Raw genomic sequence first — 25,039 nt, forward strand, 5'->3', positions numbered from 1 at the left:
TGGCGTGTATGGTGTGTATGCAGGTCATTACACCAATACAGGAAGTTCGGTAGATGGCACAGACATTACGTTTAAAGGGAATGTGCAGGAAAATCTCGTTGCATCAGACAGTTATCAGATTTTTGGCAATTATTTTAATGCCTCTTCACTGCATCTGGGAGGAAATGAAGATATCTCCATAGAAGCCAACGGAAAATTTAATCATATTTCCGGGGTGTATATGCTTAACTCGGGAGCGGATCTGTATGGTCAGGACAGCCATGTGAGTGTCACCATGAATATTCATGGCGAATCCAGGCCGGGGCTTTATTATGAGCAACAAAATAATTCTTATATTGACGGAATTGACTTAGAAAATCAGGCTTCGGCAACATTAAACGATGTATCCGTTCGTATGGGATATGAAGGAAATCTTGCGGATACGACGAAAATCAAAGGCATTTCTGCCGTATCTTCCCAGGTACAGATAAATGGGAACACGGAAGTAGACCTGAAGGCGGAAAATACGGGGGAAGCCGGAGAAAATAAACTGTTTGGGATATATAACCATGAAGGGACTCTTACAGCGGGGGATGTGCATGTTAAAGCAGAGGGAAAAAATATAGGCATCATATCTGGTATTAAGACGACGGAAAATGGATCTACGGATATTGAAGGAAATACAGAAGTTTCTGTGTCAGGAAATACAGATGACTGTACAGGTATTATGAGCACACAGGGGGGTCAGGCTGTATTTCATAAAGGGGTGACTGTACAAGGGGCTAAAACAGCAATAGAAAGTGATAATGAAAACAGTCTGATTGACATAACCAGCGATGGAACCAAAGTCATCGAAGGGAATCTCCTTTCTACGGACAGCGGGATAATCCGTCTGTCCCTTCATGACAGTACGTCCTCTCTTACCGGGGTATCCACCGTCCAGAATGGGGAAACGGATCTTACGGTATCGGATCGCAGTATGTGGAATATGACCGGGGACAGTGAAGTGACCAGCCTTGAACACAGCCGTGGCGGGGTCATTAACATGAATGCTTCGCCGGCGTATGAAACCCTTCATGCGGGCAGTTACACCGGAAATGGCGGGATTTTCCTCATGAAGACCGATCTGGATTCGGAGAAGGATGGAGATAAAGTCACTATCGATTCCGCTGCGGATGATTCTTCCGGACTGATTATGGTAAAAGACAGCAGTCTGTATACAGGGAAGGAAGTTAAAGGAATCAGAAATCTGTTGCTTGTGACGGATGCCAGTGGAAAGGCCCGGTTTGAAGGGAAGGACCTTGACCAGGGAGGACTCTGGGATATGACGCCGGTTATTAAACGAGGGGATGAAGCTCTTGATGCAGAAGGTAATGCGGTAGGGGACCATACGGAATGGTATCTGACCAAGGTGGAGAAGAAAGTAAATAAGGATACCATTCCACTTATAAAAGCACCAGATAACAGCTACGCCCTCTATCGGTTGGATATTGACAGTCTCCGGAAGCGTATGGGGGATTTCCGCTTCCGCAACCTGAAGGATACGTCAGGTATCTGGGGCCGGGATTTCCATGGTTCTTATGACGGACAGGGAATAAACAGTAAGTACAACGGATTCCAGCTGGGCTATGACTACGCGGCCAATGAAAAGAGTGTATATGGCTTCTTCGCGGAACGTAATATTTCCAGTCCGAAGTACAGCTATGGTTCCTCTGAAAATCATGGCCTGTCCGCTGGAGTTTACGGCACATGGTTTGGCGACAGTGGTGTATATACCGATGTAGTGGCTAAATGGGGACGGGATGATACAGAGCTGAAGAGCTGGGGCAATTATCCTGACCAGGCTGACTACCGGACTCATAATGAAAGCCTTTCCGTGGAATTTGGAAAAACATTCACGAAAGATAACGGACTTTTCCTGGAACCGGAAGCGCAGATGGTATTCGGTCATCTGGGAAGCAAGGATTATACCACCCGACGTGGAAAGACCGTCCATATGGGTGGCTATGACAGCGCCATCGGCCGCCTGGGCATCCTGTTTGGCAAACGGGTGACAGAAGGAGAACATCCTTATGATTACTATCTGAAGTTCTCTGTACTCCATGAATTTGGTGGCAGCCGCAGCTTCCATCTGGCAGCGCTGGATGGGGAAACCATGGATTACAGCGAAGATTATCAGGATACCTGGGAAGAAGCAGGATTTGGCGGCAGCTGGCATGTTGGCGGAAATACCAATCTTTATGCTGACGTGGAAAGAAGCTTCGGAGGTAACTGGAATAAGAAATGGCAGTGGAACATAGGTGTTAACTGGCAGTTCTAACTGATTGCCCTGGTTACTGTGCAGAGGTCCTTTCAGTATGCATCCTCTGTCTTATGGCAATCTGGAAAAATGGAATTTCATTAAAGTATGGGCATTTCGTCATAAAAATTTCTGCAGAATGGGTAATTTATGGTATAATAACCTTTATCTGATTGGCAACTCTAGAAATTGCATGATGATGGGATTTATTTCTTGCAAATAAGGAAACCATTTGTTATACTAGTCTAGAATTATGTTTGATGTGAAATGAGGTGCAAACACAGTGAAGAAGGGAATTCATCCGGATTATCATCCAGTCGTATTCCGCGACATCGGTGCAAACTATTCTTTCCTGACTCGTTCTACGGCTACTTCTGACCAGACCGTAAAATGGGAAGATGGTAACGAATATCCGCTGATCAATATCGATATCAGCAGCAAGTCCCATCCATTCTATACAGGACAGCAGCGTTTCGGTAAGGCTCGCGGCCGTATCGAAAAGTTCAACAAGCGTTACGGAATCAAGTAATAAGCAAAAGAACAGGGCGATGGCCCTGTTTTTTTATTGGTGATGGACTGTTCAGAATTGGCAGAACTTAGTTTTCACCCCTGTGGTTACATGGGATGAATTTCGTATTTAATCTGTTTTTCTGTTAAAATAAAATGAGTATAAAATAGCATAATAAGGAGATATAGATGAAGACTGAGAAACTGGAAGCTATGGAAGCCCGCTATCTGAGCATTGAAGATCAGCTGAGCGACCCTTCGGTGATTGCAAATCAGAATAAATGGCGCGAACTGTCCAAAGAACACGCAGAACTGTCGGAGATTGTATCCAAGTTCAGAGAATATAAGAAAGTAATGCAGCAGTGTCAGGATGCCAGGGATATTCTTGGCGATAATACTATGAAAGACCTTCATGATCTGGCCAAGGAAGATCTGAAGACCGGGGAAGAAGAAGCGGAACGACTGGAAAAGGAAATTCATATTCTGCTGATTCCTAAAGATCCCAACGATAACCGCAATGTCATCCTTGAAATCCGGGCAGGAACCGGTGGAGAGGAAGCGGCTCTGTTTGCAGCTGACCTGCTTAAAATGTATCTCAAGTTTGCAGAACGCCGGGGCTGGAAGGCTTCCATTGCAGATGCCAGTGAAACCGATCTGGGGGGATTTAAGGAAGTCACCTGTCTGATTGATGGGCAGAATGCCTATTCACTGCTTAAGTTTGAAAGCGGGGTTCACAGAGTGCAGCGTGTTCCGGTTACAGAAAGTTCCGGTCGTGTGCATACATCGGCTGTTACTGTAGCCGTATTGCCGGAAGCGCAGGATGTGGATGTAAAGATTGATATGAAAGATCTGCGTATCGATGTGTATCGTTCATCCGGAGCCGGTGGACAGCACATTAATAAGACATCTTCCGCTATTCGTATTACCCACCTGCCTACCGGAACTGTAGTTACCTGCCAGAACGAACGTGATCAGCGGCAGAATAAGGAAAAGGCGATGCAGATTCTGCGTTCCCGTCTGTATGCTGAAGCGCTTCGCAGGGAAGAGGAAAAGACGGCAGCGGACAGAAAGGGACAGGTTGGCTCCGGGGATCGTTCTGAACGTATCCGGACTTATAATTTCCCACAGGGACGTGTAACCGATCATCGGGTTCATGTGACCCTGTATCAGCTGGATGATTTCCTCAATGGACATATTGAACCTATCATTGACCGGCTCATTGAAGCGGATCTGGCAGAAAGAATGCAGAAAGAAGAATAATTATGGCATCAACGGATATTTGGACTATACAGCGAATCCTCCAGTGGACAACCCGTTATTTTAAAAATCATGGGGTGGAAGAGGCACGGCTGGATGCGGAACTTCTTCTGGCCCACGTGCTGAAGAAAACAAGGATTTACCTGTATACAAATTTTGATCAGATGCTTAACCGGGATGAACTGGCAGCGTATCATACGCTGGTGGAACGCCGTGCAAAAGGGATATGCGTGGCGGCCCTTACAGGACATAAGGATTTCATGGGACTTGATTTCTTTGTGAATGAACATGTGCTGATTCCCAGGCCAGATACAGAAGAATGGCTGGAAAAGATTATTCAGCGCTATCGTGCCAAGGGAAACCTTCACGTACTGGACCTGGGAACGGGGAGCGGAGCCATTCTGCTGAGTTTTCTTACCTACTGTGCAGAGGCAGATGGCATCGCTGTGGATATATCTCCGGAAGCTCTGGAGGTAGCTAAAAAGAATGCGGAATATATGAAGCTGGAAAACCGCGTGGAATTCCGGCAGGGGGACTTTATCGATGCAGTGAACGAAGGGGAGCTGTTCGATGGAATCTTCAGCAATCCCCCCTATATCCCGTCAAAAGATATAGAGAATCTTTCTGAAGATGTGAAACATGAACCACATATGGCACTGGACGGGGGAGAAGATGGACTTGTTTTCTATCGTCGACTGGCAGCTAAGGCTGGAAATCATCTGAAATCAGGAGGATTTTTGGCTATGGAAGTGGGCATCCACCAGGCTGAAATTGTCCATAAGATGATGGAAGAAACCGGTGAATTTGATTCCTTTGAAATCATCAGCGATTTAGGTGGCATAGAAAGAGCTGTATGCTGTAGGAAAAAATAAAAATATTCATACAATATAAAACAGATAAAACCCTTATGGAGCGAATCCTTATATTGGCTTCATAAGGGCTTTTGTCTGTGTATATTTTGATTTTTGTGTAGTTGATATTTATCGGCCTGTAATATATTATAAGTATAAAGTAAATTACATAAATATAAAATATGCAGCAGAATCAGACTGTTGTGTATCCTGTGAGAGCCTAATTCGCCTGCATGGGAGGCATGTATGAAGAAAATATACTTGGCTTTGGGACTTACGGCGATTCTTCTTCTTAACGCTGGGTGTGGTGGAAGTGAAGGAACTGGAGGCATTGGTGGGGATGCACGGCCAGAAACCATGCAGGAACAGGCGCTTCATGACGATTCGGTATCAGTGGAATACATCAATGCGCTGATTAATGGGATTGAGTATGCAGAAAATATGCATATGAGTAAACATGATGTTTACGAACAGCTCTGTTCTCCCTATGGAGAAAATTTCTCCGAGGATGCAGCGGCCTGGGCGGTGGCCCATATGTCAGATATTGACTGGAAGGCTAATGCGTTGGCCACAGCAAAGACTTATCGAAATGATATGCATATGAGCAGAAACGAAGTATATGAACAGCTTACCAGTGACTCAGGTGAAAATTTTACTAAAGAAGAGGCTGATTATGCCGTAGCTCATATGGATGATCCTGATAACGCAGAAAACTCAGAAGGAACCAACTAAGCAGTAAAGGTCGTATTTTCAGAAAAATGAAATGCGGCCTTTTACTGTATCTGGAAGATTGAATCAGGTTGGGATGGTAGTATACAATATATAGGATAATAAAATAATAAGATAAGGAACCGGTGGTAAGGTTACCGATTTTCATAGAAAGAAGAGATATACCGATGAAAACGGAAATTATTAAAACGACAGATGTGCATTGGAAAGAAAAGGTAAAACATCTGGGAGAGATTATAAGAAATGGCGGACTAGTGGCCTTCCCTACAGAAACCGTATACGGTCTTGGGGGGAACGGGCTGAATCCGGAAGCCTCTAAAAAGATATACGCGGCCAAAGGCCGCCCTTCGGATAACCCGCTTATTCTTCATGTGTCTTCACAGGAAGAGGTAAGCCGACTGGTGGAAGATATCACGCCACTGGAGAAGAAGCTGATGGATGCGTTCTGGCCGGGACCGCTGACGATTGTATTTCCAAAGAAGGACATTGTCCCTGATGAAACATCCGGCGGGCTTAAGACGGTAGCTATTCGCTGTCCGGCATTGAAAGCGACCCGGGAATGGATTAAGGAGTGCGGTGTTCCGATTGCTGGTCCAAGTGCCAATATATCCGGGCGTCCCAGTCCGACTACGGCGGAAAGTGTGCTTCATGACATGAATGGTCGAATTAATGCCATTATTGACGGTGGGGCAACAGACATCGGTCTGGAATCCACCATTGTATCCGCCAGAAGCGGTAAGATTGTTATTTACCGCCCAGGCGGTATAACCAGGGAAATGCTCTCAGCATATGGTGAAGTGGAAGTGGATAAGGGGCTGGCTTCCCCGAATATGCATCCGCTGGCACCGGGGATGAAATATCGCCATTATGCTCCTACAGCACCGCTTACCGTATATGTGGGGGATACGGAGAAAGTGGAGCAGACCATTCTTTCTTTTGCTGAAAAAAAGGATAAGACGTATGGATACTTTGTCAGTGAGGAAATGGCAGCCCTTCTCCCAAAGGATGCGGTTGTATTTTCATGGGGTAAAAGAAGCAGCCAGAAAGAAATGGCGCACAGGCTGTTTTCCGGACTGTTGTATTTTAATGCCCATCCGGTAGATGCCATTATCGGGGAAGGTACATCTATGGATGGACTGGGGCTGGCAATTATGAATCGCTTGACTAAGGCTTCTGGATATCATATTATTGTTGAAAGTACACAAGACAGGTAATATCTGCATTATAGTGTACACTAATAAATTAAATACTGTTACAGGAGGGATATGGATGAAAATCGCGATTGCCAGTGATCATGGCGGGATTGAGCTGAAATCAGTGTTGATTAATCATCTTCAGGAAAGAAATATAGAGGTGATTGATTGTGGTACACACACAAAGGAATCCTGTGACTATCCGGATTATGCAGAAAAGGCATGCCGGAAAATACAGCAGGGAGATGCTGATTTAGCTGTTCTTGTCTGTGGTACCGGACTGGGGATGAGTATTGCGGCGAATAAGATGAAAGGCATCCGCGCTGCCGTTTGCGGCGAAGATTTTTCCGCACACTATGCAAGAGCACACAACAATGCCAATGTGCTCTGCCTGGGAGCCAGAGTGACCGGGCCAGGACTTGCTGTCCTTATTCTCGATACATTCCTTGACTCTTCCTTTGAAGGAGGACGTCATGAACGCAGAGTCAATAAGATTATGGCACTGGAAGCGGAAGCAGCAGAAGAAGCATAGGATTTATAATTCATCTACGGGTGCGTAACTAAAGCAGGTTGTAGTTTTTCAGCAGGATTTGTAAATCATCCTGCATGCACAGGGATAAATTCAATATTGGATTTTCAGGAGTTTAGCAGAATAAAAGAAGCAGAGAGGGAAAAACTATGATGAAACATCTTAAGGAAGATAAGGCAGTTTTCAACAGCATTCAGGAAGAATTAAATCGCCAGAGAAATAAGCTGGAAATGATTGCATCAGAAAATTTTACCAGCTATGCGGTTATGGAAGCGCAGGGCAGTGTATTGACCAATAAATACGCAGAAGGATATCCGGGCAAGCGGTATTATGGTGGTTGTGAGTTCGTCGACAAGGTTGAACAGCTGGCCATTGACAGGGCAAAGGAACTGTTTGGCGCTGATCATGTCAATGTACAGCCACATTCCGGCTCCCAGGCAAACCTCTGTGTTTATTATGCAGTGCTGAAACCGGGAGATACGGTTCTTGGTATGAATCTGAATGATGGCGGGCATCTTTCTCATGGCAGCCCGGTAAACATTTCTGGTAACTATTTCCATGTTCTTCCTTATGGTGTAAGCAGAGAAGATGAACGCATTGATTATGATGCACTGGAAAAACAGGCTAAGGAAGTAAGGCCTAAGCTTATTATTGGCGGATCCAGCGCATATTCCCGTATCATTGACTTTGAACGTATGGCAGCTATTGCTCATGAAGTAGGCGCATTGTTTATGGTGGATATGGCGCATTTTGCAGGTCTGGTTGCCGGCGGTGAATATCCAAATCCGGTAAAGTGGGCGGATATTGTAACCACTACTACACATAAGACGCTCCGTGGTCCTCGTGGCGGTATCATCATGTGCAGAGAAGAACTGGCAAAGACTATTAACAAGGCGGTATTCCCTGGCGTACAGGGAGGACCTCTTATGCATGTCATTGCCGGCAAGGCGGTAGCACTTGGCGAAGCGCTTACTGATGATTTTAAGGCCTATGCTCATCAGATTGTGCTCAATGAAAAGGCATTGTCTGATCGGCTCATTGCCAATGGCATCCGCGTTGTTTCCGGTGGCACGGATACCCATGTTCTTCTTGCGGATATGAAAGAACTGGGAATTAACGGTAAGATTGCACAGTTTGCACTGGATGATGTAGGTATTACCTGCAATAGAAATACAATTCCGTTTGAAACACTCAGTCCGTTCACTACCAGCGGTATCCGTCTGGGATCTCCGGCTTTAACCACCAGAGGGCTGAAAGAATCGGATTTTGTTGAACTTGCAGATATCATTGCTGAAGTAGTCAAGGCACCGGAAGATGAAAATGTGAAGAAAGATGCAGCGGCACGGGTACACACACTGTGTGCAAAGTATCCGCTGTATCCTGAATTATAATCGATGGATAAAGAGCAGGTATATGTATTAGCGGCTGGCAGCTCCTTGTCTTTATCTGAAGGAGAATATGGTGATTAATAAGTTACTGCAAAAAATACCAGGTGGAGAACAGTTTTGGGAAGTCATGCGATTTCTCGTGGTAGGCGGCGGCTGTTTCGTTCTGGAATATGTGCTGCTGTATACGTTAACTGAGTATGGTCATGTCCCTTATCTTACGTCATCGGCGGTTGCATTTACCGTATCGCTGCTGGTGAATTATTTCCTATGTGTTACTTTCGTTTTCCATGCCAGAAATCAGAGCAGGAAGGAAATGATACTTTTCGCCGCTACGTCTTTTGCAGGACTTGGAATCAATCAGATAACCATGTGGTTCTTCGTGGAAATTGCCGGTTTGTGGTATATGTTTGCCAAAGTCATTGCCAGCGCGGTAGTGATGATCTGGAATTATTTCACTAAGCGCTATATCCTGAAAAAATAAAATACAGGAGAGAAACGTGCATTCCTTAAATAAGGGATGCACGTTTTTTGTGCAGCAAGCTGGGGTGGGACAGGCAGATGATCCAACCTGATGATATATAGAATGCGATAGATATCTAAAAGGAGATATGTTAAAATATTTCAAATACTTTTTAATAAGAAACACGTTGCAATGAGGAAGGTATGTTTATGAAGATAAACCGAAAATGGACAGGCGCTGCGTTGGCAGCGTTGATTATTATTGGCGGCGGATGGTATGGATACAGCCGTATGCATACCGAGACCAAGCAGGAATATACATTAGGCAAGGTTGAGAAAGGCAATATCAGCCTTAGCATCGATGCTACCGGTACCATTGAACCAGTGAACAGTGTAGACTTGTCTGCTACGGCTTCCGGCACTTTGGAACAGGTTCTTGTGAAGCAGAATGAACAGGTCACGAAAGGTCAGAAGCTGGCTGTTATCGAATCCAAAGCACTGACAAGTACACAGCAGGAAGCGCTGAATACATTAAACAATAAGCAGTCGTATTATCAGCGTTTGCATTCTCTGTATAAGCAGGGGGCGGTATCATTCCAGACTATGGATGATGCCAAGCTGGATTACCTTAATGCCAAAGCCGCTTATGAAAAGGCACAGGCTGATGTTAATGATACGATTGTATTTGCCCCAATGGATGGTACAGTTATTGGCGAACCTATGAAGACAGGTGAAACGGTTTCTCAGGGGCTGTCCAGCCAGATGGTTATCATGACTATTGCGGATTTGTCCAGTATGCAGATTGAACTGCTGGTAGATGAAACCGATATCGGGGGTGTGGCTATAGGGCAGAATGTTGAATTTACGGTAGATGCCTATCCGGATCGCACATTCCATGGCGTGGTAAGCAATATCTCCAAAAAGGAATATTCTTCCAGTTCATCCAGCTCCTCCAGTTCATCCAGCTCCTCATCTTCCGTTGTATATTACACCGTGTATGTAAACATTAACTCGAATGAACTGCAGGGACTGTATCCTTCTATGACGGCACGCGCAACTATCAAAGGAAAGGAAGACACGGATGCGCTGATTATTCCGGTTACTGCAGTCCGATCTGATACAGAAGGTTCTTATGTCTACAAGATGGAATCTGGTAAGCTGAAGAAAGTGTATATTAAGACAGGTATTACTACAGATACTAAGGTAGAAGTAACCAGCGGCCTTTCTGCAGGAGATCAGGTGGTAACCAGTGGAACAATTTCTCAGGAAACCGCAGCAACCAAGGACACGGATAAGCAGAAGCGTGGAGGAATGAGGCTCTGATTATGATGGGGGCGGATAATATGGAGGCTAAAGAAGTTATCAGGCTGGAACATATAGGGAAAAGTTATTATATAGGAAAACAGGAAGTTCCGGTACTGACGGATATTAACCTGGTTATTGCTAAAGGTGATTTTGTTTCTATCATGGGGCCTTCCGGGGCCGGAAAGTCTACACTCATGAATATTCTGGGGTGTCTGGACAGACCTACCCGGGGTTCCTATATATTGAATGGCAAGGAAGTGGCTAATCAGACAGATGATGAGCTGGCCTATACAAGAAACAGAGAAATAGGTTTTGTCTTTCAGAGCTTTAATCTGCTGCCAAAGCTGAGTGCGCTGGATAATGTCATCCTACCCATGATTTATGGCAATGTTTTCAGAAATGAGCGTGTAGAAAGAGCGACAAAAATGCTGGAGATGGTAGGGCTTGGAAACCGTATCAACCATATGCCTGCAGAAATGTCAGGCGGCCAGCGGCAGCGTGTGGCCATAGCCAGAGCGCTGGTAAATGATCCCTCCATTATCATGGCAGATGAACCGACAGGGAATCTGGACAGTAAATCCACGCGGGAAGTTATGGAAATATTTTCTCATCTCTATTCCATGGGGAAGACTATCATTCTGGTTACCCATGAAGATGATGTGGCCTCCTATGCATCCCGCCATGTTATTCTTTCTGATGGACATATCAGTCAGGATTTTAGAGGAGCCTTATCATGACCAATATTTATATAGAAAGCGTGCGTATGGCCTGGAGCTCCATTGTAAGTAATAAATTGCGCTCACTGCTTACCATGCTGGGAATTATTATCGGGGTGTCGGCTGTTATTGCGCTGGTCTCCTTTGGTTATGGGGTTCGGTCGGATGTGGAAAGTAATATTTCCAGCCTTGGTTCTAATCAGATAACCATTATTCCGGGGAGCGATAATGGCCCGGGAGCCCGTGGCGCTGCAGGTTCTATGCAGAGCCTTACCTATAAGGATTATGAGGCAATAAAGCTTCTGCCAAATATCGACCTGGTGGCTCCTCTGGTAAGCAAGAGCTATACAGTTGTCAATGGCAACAAAAACTGGCAGACTACCGTATACGGAGCTACTGATGAATATATGGAAATATCAGATCTGACACTGCAGTCTGGCCGTTATTGGACAGATGAGGAGTATAATAAACGTTCCCGTGTCGCCATTATCGGGCAGACGGTGGCAACCAATCTGTTTGGTGATGAGTCGCCGGTAGGGCAGAAAATCCGTATTAATAACCAGCCTTTTACAGTCATTGGATTATTAACTGCAAAGGGATACAGCTTCATGGACCAGGATGATCGTATATTCTGTCCATTTACTACCGTGCAGGAACGATTGCTGGGAATAACCTATGTTAATTCCATTGTAGTTTCTTCTGAAAATGATGATGCATTAAGTCAGATTCAGACGGATGTTACTAACCTCCTGAGAACTCGTCATCGTATTTCCGCAAAGGATGATGATGACTTTACGGTCAGAAATTCTCAGGAACTTCTGGAAACTATGGAAAGCACAACCCAGACACTGACAATATTTCTTGGATGTATTGCTGCCATTTCCCTTCTGGTTGGGGGGATTGGAATTATGAATATCATGCTGGTATCTGTTACGGAACGAACCCGGGAAATCGGCGTAAGAAAAGCGCTGGGGGCTACATATCACATGATTATCGTGCAGTTTCTTATTGAATCAGTTACAGTCAGCGTAGCCGGAGGTCTCATCGGGATTCTGGTTGGCTGCGGTATAGCCAAGTTGATACCTCTGGTCACCTCAATGACTACGGTTATCAGCCCGCTTCCGGTTATAGGTTCATTTCTGTTTTCTGTGATTATAGGTCTGGTGTTTGGTATTTATCCGGCTAGAAAGGCAGCCCGGCTGAATCCTATTGATGCATTGCACTACGAATAATCAGAGCAAGAATGGGCTGTGAGATAATAGCTGGTGGACCAGATTATTGGGTTTTAAGTTCAGGGCTATGCAGAAAAGACAGGTCGGAGGTGGCGGCAAGCGATAGGCTGATTCGCTTATCTGCAATTGGAAAGTTTTTATGAATAGGGCTATTTTCTCCATCCTTTTGCTTTCCTATGCTCCGACATTGAGAACACAAAGATGAGCGGAGCTCATGAGCTGTAAACTTTTGGCTCAGGGCCGTGAAAAAATAATTGTTGATTTTTTCACAGCCCTTTTTCTATGTGCGGTATAATAAAATAAACATATTAAAATACTCTGACAGAGGAGAAGGATATGCTTATTAATACAATGGAAGAAGAAAACCTCAGTGAGGGAATGGTTTCACAGATTACTGTGGAATATAAAATGTTCGGGTCTGACAAAATGGAACTAATGGAAGGCATTGGCCGGGCTATCCGACGTATTTATTATGGAGTTTGCGGAATGCTGATGAAAAATCCATATTTTCTTACCAAGGAGAATTATTCCCCGGTAGATATGGCAGGAATACATCAGCTGGCAGGGATCATTGTGGATTTGACATTATCCGGACATGACGGACGTATTGTGTGCCGGGATGGCTCATCGGGATTTGGGTCGTATCAGGGATGTGGACGCATTCATCTGAAAATGAAAAGGGATAAACAGCTTGTGGGAACATCCATTGAAGTGATTGTGAAATAGGAAGCTCGATTATAATATCGGTATGTTCATTCTTTTTAATAAAAAATCAGATATGATATAATGCAGTAAATTGATTAGCATAAGTAAATGGAGGCTTACCATGGATTTTTCTATTACCCCGAAGCAGAAAGAAATAATTGATCTGGCACGCACTATTGCGCAGGAAGAAATCAAGCCGGCTTCTCTGGCTATAGATAAGAGCGGAGTCATTCCGGAAGGACTGATGCAGATTCTGAAACAGTCCGGCATGACAGCCCTGGCTGTTCCAAAGGAATACGGCGGTGCCGGACTGGATATTCTCACCGTAGCTATGGTGGCAGAACAACTGGCTATGGGATGTGCCGGTGTAGCTACGGTATGTGCGGCTAACGCACTGGCTTCTTTCCCAGTTCTTATCGGGGGTAATGAAGAACAGAAGCAGGCCTGGTGTGATACGCTGAATAACGGGGGCATGGCGGCCTTTGCACTTACTGAACCAGGTGCCGGATCCGATGCAGGTGCTGTATCCTGTCATGCGGAAAAGACAGAAGGTGGATATATCCTGAACGGGACCAAGTGCTTCATTACCAATGGTCCGATTGCGGATAAGGTCACTTTGTTTGCCAATACAAGAAAGGAAGGCGGCATGCGCGGCCTCACTGTATTTGTGGTAGATACCCATTCTAAGGGCTTTTCCATCGGTAAGGAAGAAGATAAGATGGGTATCCGCGCGTCCGCGACCTCTGAACTGATTCTGGAAGACTGCTTCGTTCCGGAGGCCAACCGTATTAACCGGGAAGGCCGTGGATTCCGTCTGGCTATGCAGACATTGCAGACTTCCCGCCCTGTAGTAGGGGCGCTCTCTGTTGGTATTGCTCAGGCAGCGGTGGATGCAGCCATCGCTTATTCACAGCAGAGAAAGCAGTTTGGCGTTAAGATTTCTTCTTTCCAGATGGTTCAGGAAATGATTGCCAACATGGTTATGAAGACCGAGGCAGCCAGAGGCCTTGTATACCGTGCCTGCAGCATGCAGATGACCGGAGATCCTAAGGCGGCTATGTTCTCCGCTATGGCTAAATGCTATGCGTCGGATGTGGCTATGGAAGTAACTACCGATGCAGTCCAGGTTATGGGGGGCATTGGATATACCAGGGAAGCATATGGCGAGAAGTATATGCGTGATGCAAAGATTATGCAGCTGTATGAAGGAACTAATCAGATTCAGCGTCTGGTTATTGCAAATGAAGCCATTCATTGATACAATAGATATACATTAGCGATGAGGAAGACAGAACAGTTAGCTCCAATCAGCAGGGATCCGGAGACAGTGCGACACCGGAATTGTGACGACCGTTTAATTCACTTCTGAGCTTTTATCTGAACAAAGTAGGATAAACGTAAAACTGCGTTAAAGTTCCCGAGTTAAAATCAGGGTGGTACCGCGAATAGACTTCGCCCCTTACAGGGGGCGGAGTTTTTTATTTTCATTGTTACAGCTCTGCGGGGTAAACAGTTTATAGGAGGGTTAAGTAATGGAAGATAAGAATCTTCAGGAATGGAAGGCAAAAGCTTCTGCCGTACTTGATGACATTAAAAATCAGGTCGAAGGCAGTGATGTGGCAACAGAAGTGCGTAGCCAGATGGCCAAAATTCTTGGCGAAGTAAAAAAGATGGAAAAAGAACAGCAGGAAGCGCTGTCTGAAGTTACAGATCAGCTTCATCAGAAGGTTATGGAATTTATGACTTCTGATCTTGCGCTTATGGAAAAGGAAGCCAGAGCCAGAATTGCTGCGGCTATGGATGAACAGCAGCTTCACGAAGCCAGAGTGGCTTTTCTTGGGAAGAAAGGCCGCCTTACTGCGGTTCTGCGTTCCATGAAGGATCTGAGCGCGGAAGAAAGACCGAAGATGGGCGCACTGGCTAACAAGATTAGAAATGAAATTGAAGAACTGGAAGGCCAGAAGAAGGAAGAAATCAAGGCAAGAATGCTTAACGCACGCATTGAAAGCGAAAGGATTGATATTACACTTCCTTCCCGTCAGATGAGAAAGGGACACATTCATCCACTGAATAAGGCACTTCGTGAAATTGTGAAGTCCTTTACCCGGATGGGATACTCAGTAGAAGAAGGTCCAGAAATTGAAAGCGATTATTATAATTTCTCCTGCCTGAACCTGCCAAAGGATCATCCGGCAAGAGATATGCAGGATTCCTTCTATATTACTCCGGATATCCTTCTCCGTACCCAGACATCTCCGATTCAGGCGCGGACCATGCAGAAACATGAACCCAATTCTCCAATCCGCATGATTGCTCCTGGCAAGGTATTCAGATGGGATAACGATGCAACCCATTCACCGGTATTCCATCAGGTCGAAGGTCTGGTCGTAGATCGTGGGATTAAGTTCTCTGACCTGAAGGGGACACTGGAAATATTCCTGAAGGATCTGTTTGGTTCAGACACCAGAATCAGATTCCGTGCCAGCTATTTCCCATTCACAGAACCAAGTGCAGAAGTGGATATTTCCTTCTCTTCCCGTGTTCATGATGACAGTGATGATCCGGACTGGCTGGAAATTCTCGGCTGCGGCATGGTCAACCCCAATGTATTCACATTGAACGGTTATGATCCGAAAGTAGTCAGCGGTTTTGCTTTTGGTATGGGTATTGAACGAATTGCCATGCTTCTGTACGGAATTGACGACCTTCGTCTGTTCTATCAGAACGATATGCGATTCCTGAAGCAGTTTTAATAGAGGGGAGATACTATAATGAATGTTTCATTAAAGTGGCTCGGTACACTTGTAGATATTAAAGGTCTCAAACCGGAAGACATGGCAGAGGTTCTGACATGCGACGGAATTCCGGTAGAACATGTTATTCACCCGGCACCTGGCATTAAAGGCGTAGTAACCGGTAAGATTCTCAAAGTGGAAAAGCATCCGGATGCAGCGCATCTTTTGGTATGCCAGCTGGACGTGGGGCAGGATGAACCAGTACAGATTATCACCAGTGCAGATAATGTAAAGGCTGGACAGATTGTTCCGGCCGCTTTACCGGGGGCTCATCTTCCGGCTAAACATGATCATAATGCACCAGGCGGAATCAAGGTTGGCGATGTAAAGATTAAGAAGGGCAAACTGAGAGGCCTGCCGTCTGCAGGTATGATGTGCTCTGCCTCTGAAATGCTTCTTGACTATAATCTGTATCCAGGTACTGAACCGGAAGGGATTATGATTCTTCCGGCCAATACACCGGTAGGGGTGGATTTCCACCATGTATTCGACCTGGATGATGTAATCTTTGAAATGGAACTTACTCCAAATCGTGCAGATTGCTTCAGCATGGTCGGCATGGCACTGGAAACAGGAGCTATTTTCAATCGTAAGGTCACTCTCCCTAAGGTAAAAGTAAAGGAAGAAGGCCCATCGATTAATGGGCGCGCTTCTATTCACATTGCAGAACCGGAATATTGCAGCCGTTTCTGCAGCCGCCTGCTGGAAAATGTTAAGATTGGACGTTCTCCGGAATGGATTGAAAGCCGTCTGAGAAGCAATAATATCCGACCAATCAACAATATTGTGGATGCCGCTAACTATGTAATGCTGGAAATGGGACAGCCAATGCATACTTATGATTATGATAAGATTGCCGGTCACTCCCTTACCCTTCGCCATGCAAAGGATGGAGAAGTACTTGTAACTCTGGATGGAGAAAAGCGTACGCTGACTTCTGCTGATCTGGTTATTGCTGATGAAAAGGGTGCAGTAGGACTGGCAGGGGTAATGGGTGGCCTGAATTCTGAAATCACAGAATCTACCACCAGCGTACTGCTGGAATCCGCTGTATTTGACAGTGCTTCCATCCGCCGTACATCCCGCCGCCTTGGTCTGCGCAGTGAAGCTTCCGGCCGTTATGAAAAGGGGATTAACGCTAAGCGCTCAGCAGAAGCCCTCAATCGTATCTGCCAGATCCTGGAAGAACAGGGCGCATGCACAGTGGCCGCTGATATGCTGGATGAATATCCGAATCCGAAGCCGGAACAGGTAATTCATACCTCTTTCGATGCCATCAATGATTACATCGGAATTCATCTTCCGGATGAACAGATTACTGATATCCTGACCAGACTGCACTTCAAGGTAGAAAATAACAATCGTGAAATTGCAGTAACGGTTCCGGAATTCCGTCTGGATGTAGAAGGTCGTCATGATCTGGCAGAAGAAGTAGCCCGTGTTTACGGCTATGCCAACATTCCGATTACCACTCCATGGAGTGCTATCGCGGAAGGCGAAATGAGCCAGGAACAGGAAGCATCTATACTTATCGAAGATACGCTGATCAACAGCGGCCTGTCCCAGGTACTCAATTACAGCTTTATGCATAAGGATGATCTGAAGAGACTGAATTATCCGGAAACACATAAGGTGTTTAATGCGATTCCGATTATGAATCCTATCTCTGAAGAATACCCGGATCTGCGCACCACACTGATGCCAGGCCTGATCCATACACTGAAATATAATCTGGCACAGAAGAACAGTGAAGTTTCCATTTTTGAAATCGGACGGGTATATTATCCAAAGGCTCTGCCGCTGACTGAACTTCCTGTGGAAGATAACCGTGTAAGCGCGCTTCTCTCCGGTACTGTCAGTGAAGAAGGCTATCCGAACGATCACCGTCCGTATGATTTCTTTGATATCAAGGGCATTGTTGAAAATGTTCTGGCTAAGCTGGGTATTACCGATTACGACATTCAGAGAAGTGTTTGCCCGGTATTCCATCCTGGCGTTTCTGCTGATTTTGTTAAGGACGGCAAGGTACTGGTTTCCTTTGGCGAACTGCATCCGGCGGTACTTGATAACTTTGATATTAAGCAGAAAGTCTATGGATTCAGCATGTCTCTTTCTGAATTGAATGACTATATTTCCGGTGAAGTGGCATTCCAGCCTATTCCGAAGTTCCCGGCATCTGCCCGCGATCTGGCTATTCTGGTTCCTGAAGAACTGTCTGATGCCGACGTAGAAGCTATCATTACCAAGCGCGGCGGTAAGCATCTGGAATCCCTCACACTGTTTGACCTCTATCAGGGCAAGCAGGTTCCGGAAGGATACAAGAGCATGGCTTATTCCCTCGCATTCCGCGCTCCGGACCGCACATTGACTGACTCCGATGTGGATACATGGATTAAGAAGATTGTGGATGATCTGGAAAAGAACGGCTGCAAACTGAGAGAATGATTACAGATTCTGTGATCTAATACTATATATTCATCTACAGGTTTAAAGGGAATGTGAAATAATGAGAAATCATTTTTCACATTCCTTTTTTACGTGTCAATCAGCCGGTTTATGGAAATGGAGATTGCTGTACTATGAGACAGAAAGGTCTTATGTTATGTAGTGAATTTTGGAATGTTTATAAGGTAGTTGGGAATGGACAGAACAAGGAAGAATGTTATGGAGATGGGCATTGAAAAGAATCGTTCAGCCTGTCTGAAATAAATACAAAAGGGCAGGAAGCAAAGAATCAATTTTGTCTGATTCTTTGCTTCCTGCCCTTTTGGGTGAATGATACTGAGGAAATGCGTACGCAGTATCATTCGAGGTGATGTTCGTTTTGCCTTATATATTCTGTTTTCGAATGGTGGAAACAAATTTCTTTCTTGCCTGGTTAATCTGTCTGCCCATATTTTTGACTTTACGGATGGTTGTAGTTTTGGATTTGGTCGTAGGCTTCATATCCGGGTGGGCGTCTATGTTGCCCCGGCGGACAGAGGTGGCTCTTATTTTTTCAGCCTTCAGGGTTTTACGGGTAATACGTATAGCCTGATTAGGATTGATTCCGGAAGTGAAGGTATAAACGTCAGCGGCTACATAATTAAGCCCTGGATAGGCATCGATGCAGATATGGGCATGATCACCAAAACCGGTGATAATAATTTCATCATCGTTGCTAAATTCCTGGATATGATTCATTGGGGTATGAATGGTTTTAGCCACTTCATGGATGATAGAAATTAATGCGTCTCTGGAGTTTACCTGATTTTTGTTGCAGCCATAACAATCCAGTAAAATGTGTCTACCTACATAATTACTCATAAAGTCAGTCCTTCATATGCCTTTGTATAATTCACGGAAACATCTGATTTTAACAGATATAAAAATAATATTCACACAATGTATATTATATCAAAAAGTGGTTAGAAAATAAAAGTAATGCATGGTTCGCATAAAGGGCAGGGAAAAAACGCCGCTATCTTAATTTATTCCGGTATTATCGAAGAATTTCTGATTTTTTCATTGACAGAACAGGGGTTAGTAGATATAATAATAAAGTCATCGTACAGAAGTGCTGTGACGCAACCGCACAAGAAAGGCCCGTAAACTCTTTAAAGAGTGCCCGAATTGGCGAGTATAGTATAAGGAGGTGCACATATGTACGCTATTATCAAAACTGGCGGAAAGCAGTATTGTGTAGAAGAAGGCAAGAAGATTTCCGTAGAAAAGATTGACGCTCAGGTAGGAGAAGAAGTTTGCTTCGACGAAGTTCTTCTGGTTTCCGGAGACGAAACAAAGGTAGGCCAGCCAACTGTTGCAGGAGCTAAGGTTACCGCTAAGGTAGTTGAACACGGCAAGGGCAGCAAGATCCGTATTTTCAAGTACAAGGCTAAGTCCAACTATCGTCGTCGTCAGGGTCATCGTCAGCCATACACCATGGTTGAAATCGAAAAGATTGAAGGCTAATGATTACAGTAGAGACTTGGCGTAAGCAGGGAGGACATATATGCAGGTTCCGTATATCGGGACACGCAGATGCGGAGGATTCCCAGCTTGGCTATGATATTGTCTGTGCGTCTGTGTCAGCTATCAGCCTGACATGCGCCTTCGGACTGCAGGATGTATTACATGTAAAAGGCAGATATGACAGCCGAAGCGGATATCTGCTGGTGGACATTGGAGACAATGCCGACAGGTATACAGAAGCGGTTATACAGACAATGCTTGCAGGTCTTAGTAAAGTTCAACAACAATTTCCAGAACGGATTAAAATGAAAAACCTTAGGAGGTGAATTTCATGTTACAGTTTGATCTCCAGTTATTCGCCCATAAGAAGGGGGTTTCCAGCACTAAGAACGGCCGTGATTCCCGTTCCCAGCGTCTCGGAACCAAGATGCATGATGGTCAGATTGCTAAGTGTGGCAATATTCTCGTTCGTCAGAGAGGCACACACATTCATCCAGGCCTGAATGTAGGTATCGGCAAGGATGACACTCTGTTCGCTCTCGCAGACGGCAAAGTTCACTATGAACGTCTGGGAAGAGACAAGAAACAGGTAAGCGTTTACCCAGTAGCTGAATAAGCAGAAGATGAGGATTGTGGAATTCCACAATCCTTTTTTTTGTTGCCTGGAAAAGGGGATACAGGTCTGGGATGTATTTCATGAGTCTATAGACAGAGGAATGGGACATTCTTCACAGTGAACGCCTGCCTGGAATATAAGAAATAAAAATATCCCCCATTCAGACAAATGGGGGATATTTTCTATCGATGGTTATAACTTACTTCTTAGCCTTCTTAGCTTCTGCTTCTACTTTCTTAGAGGCAGCTTCTTTTTCCGCCTTTTCCTTAGCCTGTAATTCCTTAATCTTATATTCCAGTTTGATTCTTTCAATTACACGCTTGCCTTCTTCGCTGGAGAAATAGGTGAGGGTTGTCTTTGGAACCATGCGGCGGATGGTTTCCATATCGTTGTCTGCCAGTGCTTTACGTACAGCGGAAGCGCTGATGACCTGATCGCCCTTCTGTACACGCGGTACGACCTTGAAGTCAATGCCGTTGTTGCTGAAAACACGACGCATAGCTTCGTTGTAAGCCAGTGTGGTCTTGTCAGACGGTTCTTCACCAACAAAGCGGACAGAAATATTAAGAGCCGGTGCAATTCTGGTTGCGAAAATGGTGGCATCCAGTGTAGTCTGCGCGCTTAATTCTTCCGTACCCTTGATAAAGTAGGTTGGGAAAGTAGCGTTGGAAATAATATAATCACCGCCGCTTACTACCTGTACTCCGCGCATATCCTTAACGCCCTGCTTAATCAGGGTAAAACGGTCAGCAAACGGGAATACGGAACGGTCTTCCTGTACCGCAAAAATGATGACTTCATCGCAGTTATTGAGCGCATATTCCACCAGGGAACGATGTCCCAGGGTGAACGGATTGCAGTTCATAACGATGGCGCCGCGGTTCTTGCCTTCGCCGGAGCCAAGGAGGGAACGGATACGTGTCAGATAATCTTCCAGCGTATCCTGACCGCTTTCCAGAAGTGCCGCATACGGTTCAGCTACCGCTACGCATTTGAAGCCCATATGTTCGAATACCGGAACATTCTGAGGCTTGGTAAAAATCTGATTGCCTACAATACCACGTCTCATGGATTCGGATTTCAGATTGCGGATGATACGGTGGGTGAGTCCCTTGTGCTGGAAGGATTCCTTAATAGCGATATCACGCATAACCCGTCCGCCAAGGGAACCAGTACCTACCAGTTCACCATCGGAAAAAAGACCCATAGTGTATTCGATATTTCCTGTAAAGGTAAGGCCAAAGCCGTTCAGAAATTCAACCACTTTTGCTTTTTCAGCTGGATCTGTTAAATAAATTTCGCGTTCGTAAATCATGTGTTTTCTCCTGATATGAAAAATGAAATTAAAACACCTGATGAAAAAAACTGATGCCTTTCCATTATATCACAAATGAACGGCAGGCCAAAGAAGGGGTCGGGTTCAGCCATGAGAAAAAAGACAGTTCCTGAGAAGGCTGGCATCTGCCAGACATGGTTTAGAACAGTCATGTTCCCGGTTTTCCGCAGATGGGATAATACGGTCTTGTTGTATATGTGGATCAGGGATTTCCATGGGGAAGGATTCATCTCAGATTCTGCAGGAGAGAAAAAAAGAAAACGGGCTATGAGAAATGAATGCTCATTTCTCATAGCCCGTTTATGGTTGTCCGTGGGCGATTTTATTAAATTTATAAGTTATAAGCGAGAAACCATTTCATCAAATTTATTCTGAATATCCATATCCGGAGCCTTGTCCAGGAGACTGACCACGATGATGGAAAGGGCAGAAAGCAGGAATCCTGGAACCAGTTCATACAGGCCGAGCCACTGGAACTGTCTCCAGATTAACACGGTGATTCCACCAACAAGAACGCCGGCATAGGCACCGTGGAGGGTCATCCGTTTCCAGTACAGGGATAACAAGATGGCCGGGCCGAAGCAGGCACCGAATCCTGCCCAGGCATAGGATACAATCTGGAAAATATAGCTGTTAGGATCAGAGGCAAGGAAAATAGCAATGAGGGCTACCATCAGCACAGTGATACGGCTTACCAGAAGGAGTTCTTTCTGAGAGGCTCCTTTATGGATGAACGGCTGATACAGATCCTTGGCTACTGCGGACGCGGTAACCAGAAGCTGAGAGGACGCGGTACTCATGATGGCTGCGAGAATGGCTGACCAGATAATACCGGTAAAGAATGGTGTGGACAGCTGCTGTGACATGATGATAAATACACGTTCTGCATTTGCATTTTCCAGTGGTGTTGTAAGGAAAGCCTTTCCTATAATGCCCATAGCAATGGCAGCCATAAGGGAAATGATTACCCATACCATGGCAATTCGAGTTGATTTCTTAAGATCATCTGGATTGCCAATGGCCATGAAACGAACCAGAATGTGCGGCTGGCCAAAATATCCAAGGCCCCAGCCGGCACAGGAAAGGAACAGGATCAGATTGGCCATTCCGGAGGAAGAGGGGGGAAGAAGGGAGAAGAAATCAGAGCCTTCTTTTGCCAGTGCATGCCATGTAGGAGTGGGGCCACCCAGAGCAAAGGTGGCAGCAACCGGTACATAAAGCACAGTGAAGAACATCATCGTTCCCTGCACAAAGTCGGTAAGAGCTACTGCACCAAATCCGCCAAGGAATGTATAAAATACCACAACAAATGTACCGATAAGCAATGCGGTAGTATATGGAATATTAAATATGGTATTGAAGAGTTTACCTGCGGCAACAAATCCGGACGATGTATAGATAATGAAGAATATCATAATGAATATGGCGCAGATAAAGCGCAGGATATTTTTCTTATCTTTAAAACGGTTGGACAGGTAATCCGGAATGGTCAGGCTGTTATCTGCAATTTCCGTATATGTACGAAGACGTTTAGCGGTCAGTACCCAGTTGGCCCAGGTCCCCAGAATTAATCCGGACGCTGTCCAGAAAGCGGACAGACCGTGAAGATAAGCATACCCTGGAAGTCCCATCAGCATCCATCCGCTCATGTCGGAAGCTTCTGCGCTTAACGAGGTGAGCCACGGTCCAAGACTGCGGTCCCCGAGAATATACTGCGATAAACTTTTCTGTTTGCGGGAATAGTAGAGGCCAATTCCAATCATGACGGCCAGATAGAGCACAAAGGCCCATAGAATCCCTGGTTCTCCATTAAAATTCATATCTTTTCACCTTTTTTTAAAACTTGAGCCTGAAAGGCACTATTTATTAATAATACGTGTATTTTTCCACATTGTAAAGCGCAGATATAGAAAAAGCTGACATTGGCTTATAAAATGACCGGTGAATGGTAGTAATTCATTCCGGCCTGGCGGAATCCTTCCTCCTCCTGACAGAAAGAAAAGATATCTTCTGCCAGGCACTCCTGAAGGAGCGCGGTTCGTATATCGGGAGAAAGGGTCCGCTCGGCTCTGGCTTCACTGACAATAATGGGAATCCGAGGATCCTTTAATAAACAGCCTGCCCCTTTTTTCATGGCCAGCAGGCGGAGAAAGGCCGGCTGATGCATAGATGCGTAGGGGGACGGACCCTGACCCTGGGACAGCAGCAGTGCCGCGCCGATGCGTTTAAGCCGGCGGTAAGGATATCTTCTGTTTTTTATCTTCAGAAGGGCATTTTCATAATTTCCGGATTTCATGCATGAGAACCAGCGGTGTTCCAGACCTTCGGAAAACAGACCGCTGTCACTGAGAGCTTTCAGGGGAAGGAAGCGGCTGCGGAGAAGGCAGGCTTCTTCATATCGCTTATAGTCTGTGTAATGCCTGGAAGCCAGCAGGCATTTCACATCCTGCTGAACAAAATCAGGAAGATACTCCATGAAATGACCGGAAAGCAGCTGCTCCCTTATGGCGGTAGCGGAGACCGTCCCTTCCGTCTTTCTGGGAATGGCAATAATCTGAATGGGAAGCTTGTGCCGGATAATGGCTGAGGCATAGCGGAAGCCCAGCAGGTTATTGGGGAGCATTAGCTTTTCAGCCAGCTTTGGAAAACGGGAACGCATAGTGGCGGTCATAGCCTGTCCGTAAGGCAGTCTCTGTTTCAGAAAGGAGTGAAGTACTGACAGGTATTCATCACTGGCAGCCCATCGGGCCGCTTCCTGCAGTTCCTGGACCGTTGCGGATTCTGTGCCAAAGGCAATATGCGTGCAGTGCAGGGTATGAAGATGGAGCACTGCCGATTCGGCAAAACGATCCGCGCTCTGAAGGGCAGCGGTGCCCGGCAGTTCGAGTACGGCATCGACTCCGGCCTGTACAGCCCAGGAAGCGCGTGCCCACTTATCAAAAAGTGCAGGCTCACCGCGCTGTACAAAAGGGCCGCTCATTACGGCCAGCAGACGGGCATCCGGATATTCCCTCTTTAAATGTTCTACCATGTAAGCGTGACCCAGATGAAAAGGGTTCCACTCTGCGGTTATTCCTATAATCATATGATTCTCCCTGTGAATTACTGTATATTTCTTTATATTATCATACCCGGCGTAAGATTCTCATGAAAAGACATGGCGGCAGCGGGAAACAGACGATAGGAGTGGTG

The 25,039-nt window shown here is 45.6% G+C and carries 23 protein-coding genes; 19 read left to right on the forward strand and 4 right to left on the reverse strand.

The window, feature by feature from the left end; all coding sequences use genetic code 11:
• Nucleotides 1–4: 4 nt before the first annotated feature.
• From BLQ79_RS02650 to pheT, 16 genes are all read left to right on the forward strand, one after another.
• Nucleotides 5–2,299: an autotransporter outer membrane beta-barrel domain-containing protein gene (locus tag BLQ79_RS02650; protein ID WP_091363568.1), complete on the forward strand. Its 2,295-nt coding sequence runs from the start codon at nucleotides 5–7 to the stop codon at nucleotides 2,297–2,299.
• 262 nt (nucleotides 2,300–2,561) lie between these two features.
• On the forward strand, nucleotides 2,562–2,807 hold the full coding sequence (locus BLQ79_RS02655) for a type B 50S ribosomal protein L31 (RefSeq protein ID WP_091363570.1): 246 nt from the start codon (nucleotides 2,562–2,564) through the stop codon (nucleotides 2,805–2,807).
• Nucleotides 2,808–2,974: 167 nt separating this feature from the next.
• Nucleotides 2,975–4,045: a peptide chain release factor 1 gene (gene prfA / locus BLQ79_RS02660; RefSeq protein WP_091363571.1), complete on the forward strand. Its 1,071-nt coding sequence runs from the start codon at nucleotides 2,975–2,977 to the stop codon at nucleotides 4,043–4,045.
• A 2-nt stretch (nucleotides 4,046–4,047) separates the two neighbouring features.
• Nucleotides 4,048–4,914: a peptide chain release factor N(5)-glutamine methyltransferase gene (prmC, locus tag BLQ79_RS02665; RefSeq protein ID WP_091363573.1), complete on the forward strand. Its 867-nt coding sequence runs from the start codon at nucleotides 4,048–4,050 to the stop codon at nucleotides 4,912–4,914.
• Nucleotides 4,915–5,139: 225 nt separating this feature from the next.
• Nucleotides 5,140–5,625 carry an Ltp family lipoprotein gene (locus BLQ79_RS02670; protein ID WP_091363575.1) on the forward strand — a complete coding sequence of 162 codons (486 nt, stop codon included), beginning with the start codon at nucleotides 5,140–5,142 and terminating at the stop codon, nucleotides 5,623–5,625.
• Nucleotides 5,626–5,789: 164 nt separating this feature from the next.
• Entirely contained in the window at nucleotides 5,790–6,836 is a 1,047-nt protein-coding gene (locus tag BLQ79_RS02675) for an L-threonylcarbamoyladenylate synthase (protein ID WP_091363577.1), read from the forward strand.
• Between the two features lie 55 nt (nucleotides 6,837–6,891).
• Nucleotides 6,892–7,347, forward strand: a complete 456-nt coding sequence (gene rpiB, locus BLQ79_RS02680) for a ribose 5-phosphate isomerase B (protein ID WP_091363578.1) — start codon at nucleotides 6,892–6,894, stop codon at nucleotides 7,345–7,347.
• Between the two features lie 149 nt (nucleotides 7,348–7,496).
• On the forward strand, nucleotides 7,497–8,735 hold the full coding sequence (locus BLQ79_RS02685; protein WP_091363718.1) for a serine hydroxymethyltransferase: 1,239 nt from the start codon (nucleotides 7,497–7,499) through the stop codon (nucleotides 8,733–8,735).
• A 67-nt stretch (nucleotides 8,736–8,802) separates the two neighbouring features.
• Nucleotides 8,803–9,213 (forward strand): GtrA family protein, encoded by a 411-nt coding sequence (locus BLQ79_RS02690; protein WP_091363580.1) that lies wholly within the window; start codon nucleotides 8,803–8,805, stop codon nucleotides 9,211–9,213.
• 182 nt (nucleotides 9,214–9,395) lie between these two features.
• A complete protein-coding gene (locus tag BLQ79_RS02695) occupies nucleotides 9,396–10,514 on the forward strand; it encodes an efflux RND transporter periplasmic adaptor subunit (protein WP_234944900.1) in 1,119 nt (372 codons plus the stop codon).
• Between the two features lie 2 nt (nucleotides 10,515–10,516).
• Complete coding sequence (locus BLQ79_RS02700) at nucleotides 10,517–11,233, forward strand: ABC transporter ATP-binding protein (protein WP_270455896.1); 717 nt, start codon at nucleotides 10,517–10,519, stop codon at nucleotides 11,231–11,233.
• Nucleotides 11,230–12,444 carry an ABC transporter permease gene (locus BLQ79_RS02705; RefSeq protein WP_091363581.1) on the forward strand — a complete coding sequence of 405 codons (1,215 nt, stop codon included), beginning with the start codon at nucleotides 11,230–11,232 and terminating at the stop codon, nucleotides 12,442–12,444. The genes BLQ79_RS02700 and BLQ79_RS02705 overlap by 4 nt, the downstream gene beginning before the upstream one ends.
• A gap of 336 nt (nucleotides 12,445–12,780) precedes the next feature.
• A complete protein-coding gene (locus tag BLQ79_RS02710) occupies nucleotides 12,781–13,170 on the forward strand; it encodes a hypothetical protein (RefSeq protein ID WP_091363583.1) in 390 nt (129 codons plus the stop codon).
• Nucleotides 13,171–13,270: 100 nt separating this feature from the next.
• Nucleotides 13,271–14,407, forward strand: coding sequence for an acyl-CoA dehydrogenase family protein (locus tag BLQ79_RS02715; RefSeq protein WP_091363585.1), 1,137 nt, complete (start codon nucleotides 13,271–13,273; stop codon nucleotides 14,405–14,407).
• A gap of 481 nt (nucleotides 14,408–14,888) precedes the next feature.
• On the forward strand, nucleotides 14,889–15,902 hold the full coding sequence (gene pheS, locus BLQ79_RS02720; RefSeq protein ID WP_200779816.1) for a phenylalanine--tRNA ligase subunit alpha: 1,014 nt from the start codon (nucleotides 14,889–14,891) through the stop codon (nucleotides 15,900–15,902).
• An 18-nt stretch (nucleotides 15,903–15,920) separates the two neighbouring features.
• Nucleotides 15,921–18,389 carry a phenylalanine--tRNA ligase subunit beta gene (pheT, locus tag BLQ79_RS02725; protein ID WP_091363591.1) on the forward strand — a complete coding sequence of 823 codons (2,469 nt, stop codon included), beginning with the start codon at nucleotides 15,921–15,923 and terminating at the stop codon, nucleotides 18,387–18,389.
• Nucleotides 18,390–18,773: 384 nt separating this feature from the next.
• Here pheT and BLQ79_RS02730 read toward each other — a convergent pair whose 3' ends face one another.
• On the reverse strand, nucleotides 18,774–19,250 hold the full coding sequence (locus BLQ79_RS02730; protein WP_091363593.1) for an S-adenosylmethionine decarboxylase family protein: 477 nt from the start codon (nucleotides 19,248–19,250) through the stop codon (nucleotides 18,774–18,776).
• Between the two features lie 336 nt (nucleotides 19,251–19,586).
• Here BLQ79_RS02730 and rplU point away from each other — a divergent pair, with 336 nt between their 5' ends.
• Genes rplU through rpmA form a run of 3 tightly spaced genes read left to right on the forward strand, consistent with a single transcriptional unit; the run spans nucleotide 19,587 to nucleotide 20,511 of the window.
• Nucleotides 19,587–19,895 (forward strand): 50S ribosomal protein L21, encoded by a 309-nt coding sequence (gene rplU, locus BLQ79_RS02735; protein ID WP_091363596.1) that lies wholly within the window; start codon nucleotides 19,587–19,589, stop codon nucleotides 19,893–19,895.
• Nucleotides 19,895–20,221: a ribosomal-processing cysteine protease Prp gene (locus tag BLQ79_RS02740; protein WP_091363599.1), complete on the forward strand. Its 327-nt coding sequence runs from the start codon at nucleotides 19,895–19,897 to the stop codon at nucleotides 20,219–20,221. The genes rplU and BLQ79_RS02740 overlap by 1 nt, the downstream gene beginning before the upstream one ends.
• Before the next feature lie 5 nt (nucleotides 20,222–20,226).
• Nucleotides 20,227–20,511, forward strand: coding sequence for a 50S ribosomal protein L27 (gene rpmA / locus BLQ79_RS02745; protein WP_091363602.1), 285 nt, complete (start codon nucleotides 20,227–20,229; stop codon nucleotides 20,509–20,511).
• Nucleotides 20,512–20,710: 199 nt separating this feature from the next.
• On the opposite strand, the gene citC is transcribed toward rpmA, so the two are convergent.
• The 3 genes from citC to BLQ79_RS02765 all read right to left on the reverse strand — a co-directional run bounded on the left by citC (nucleotide 20,711) and on the right by BLQ79_RS02765 (nucleotide 24,932).
• Nucleotides 20,711–21,826 carry a [citrate (pro-3S)-lyase] ligase gene (gene citC / locus BLQ79_RS02750; protein ID WP_091363604.1) on the reverse strand — a complete coding sequence of 372 codons (1,116 nt, stop codon included), beginning with the start codon at nucleotides 21,824–21,826 and terminating at the stop codon, nucleotides 20,711–20,713.
• Nucleotides 21,827–22,185: 359 nt separating this feature from the next.
• Nucleotides 22,186–23,667 (reverse strand): sodium/proline symporter PutP, encoded by a 1,482-nt coding sequence (putP, locus tag BLQ79_RS02760; protein WP_091363609.1) that lies wholly within the window; start codon nucleotides 23,665–23,667, stop codon nucleotides 22,186–22,188.
• Between the two features lie 107 nt (nucleotides 23,668–23,774).
• A complete protein-coding gene (locus BLQ79_RS02765; RefSeq protein WP_091363611.1) occupies nucleotides 23,775–24,932 on the reverse strand; it encodes a nucleotidyltransferase family protein in 1,158 nt (385 codons plus the stop codon).
• Nucleotides 24,933–25,039 lie beyond the last annotated feature (107 nt).

The organism is Dialister histaminiformans (genome assembly GCF_900103425.1).
Taxonomy (GTDB): domain Bacteria; phylum Bacillota; class Negativicutes; order Veillonellales; family Dialisteraceae; genus Allisonella; species Allisonella histaminiformans.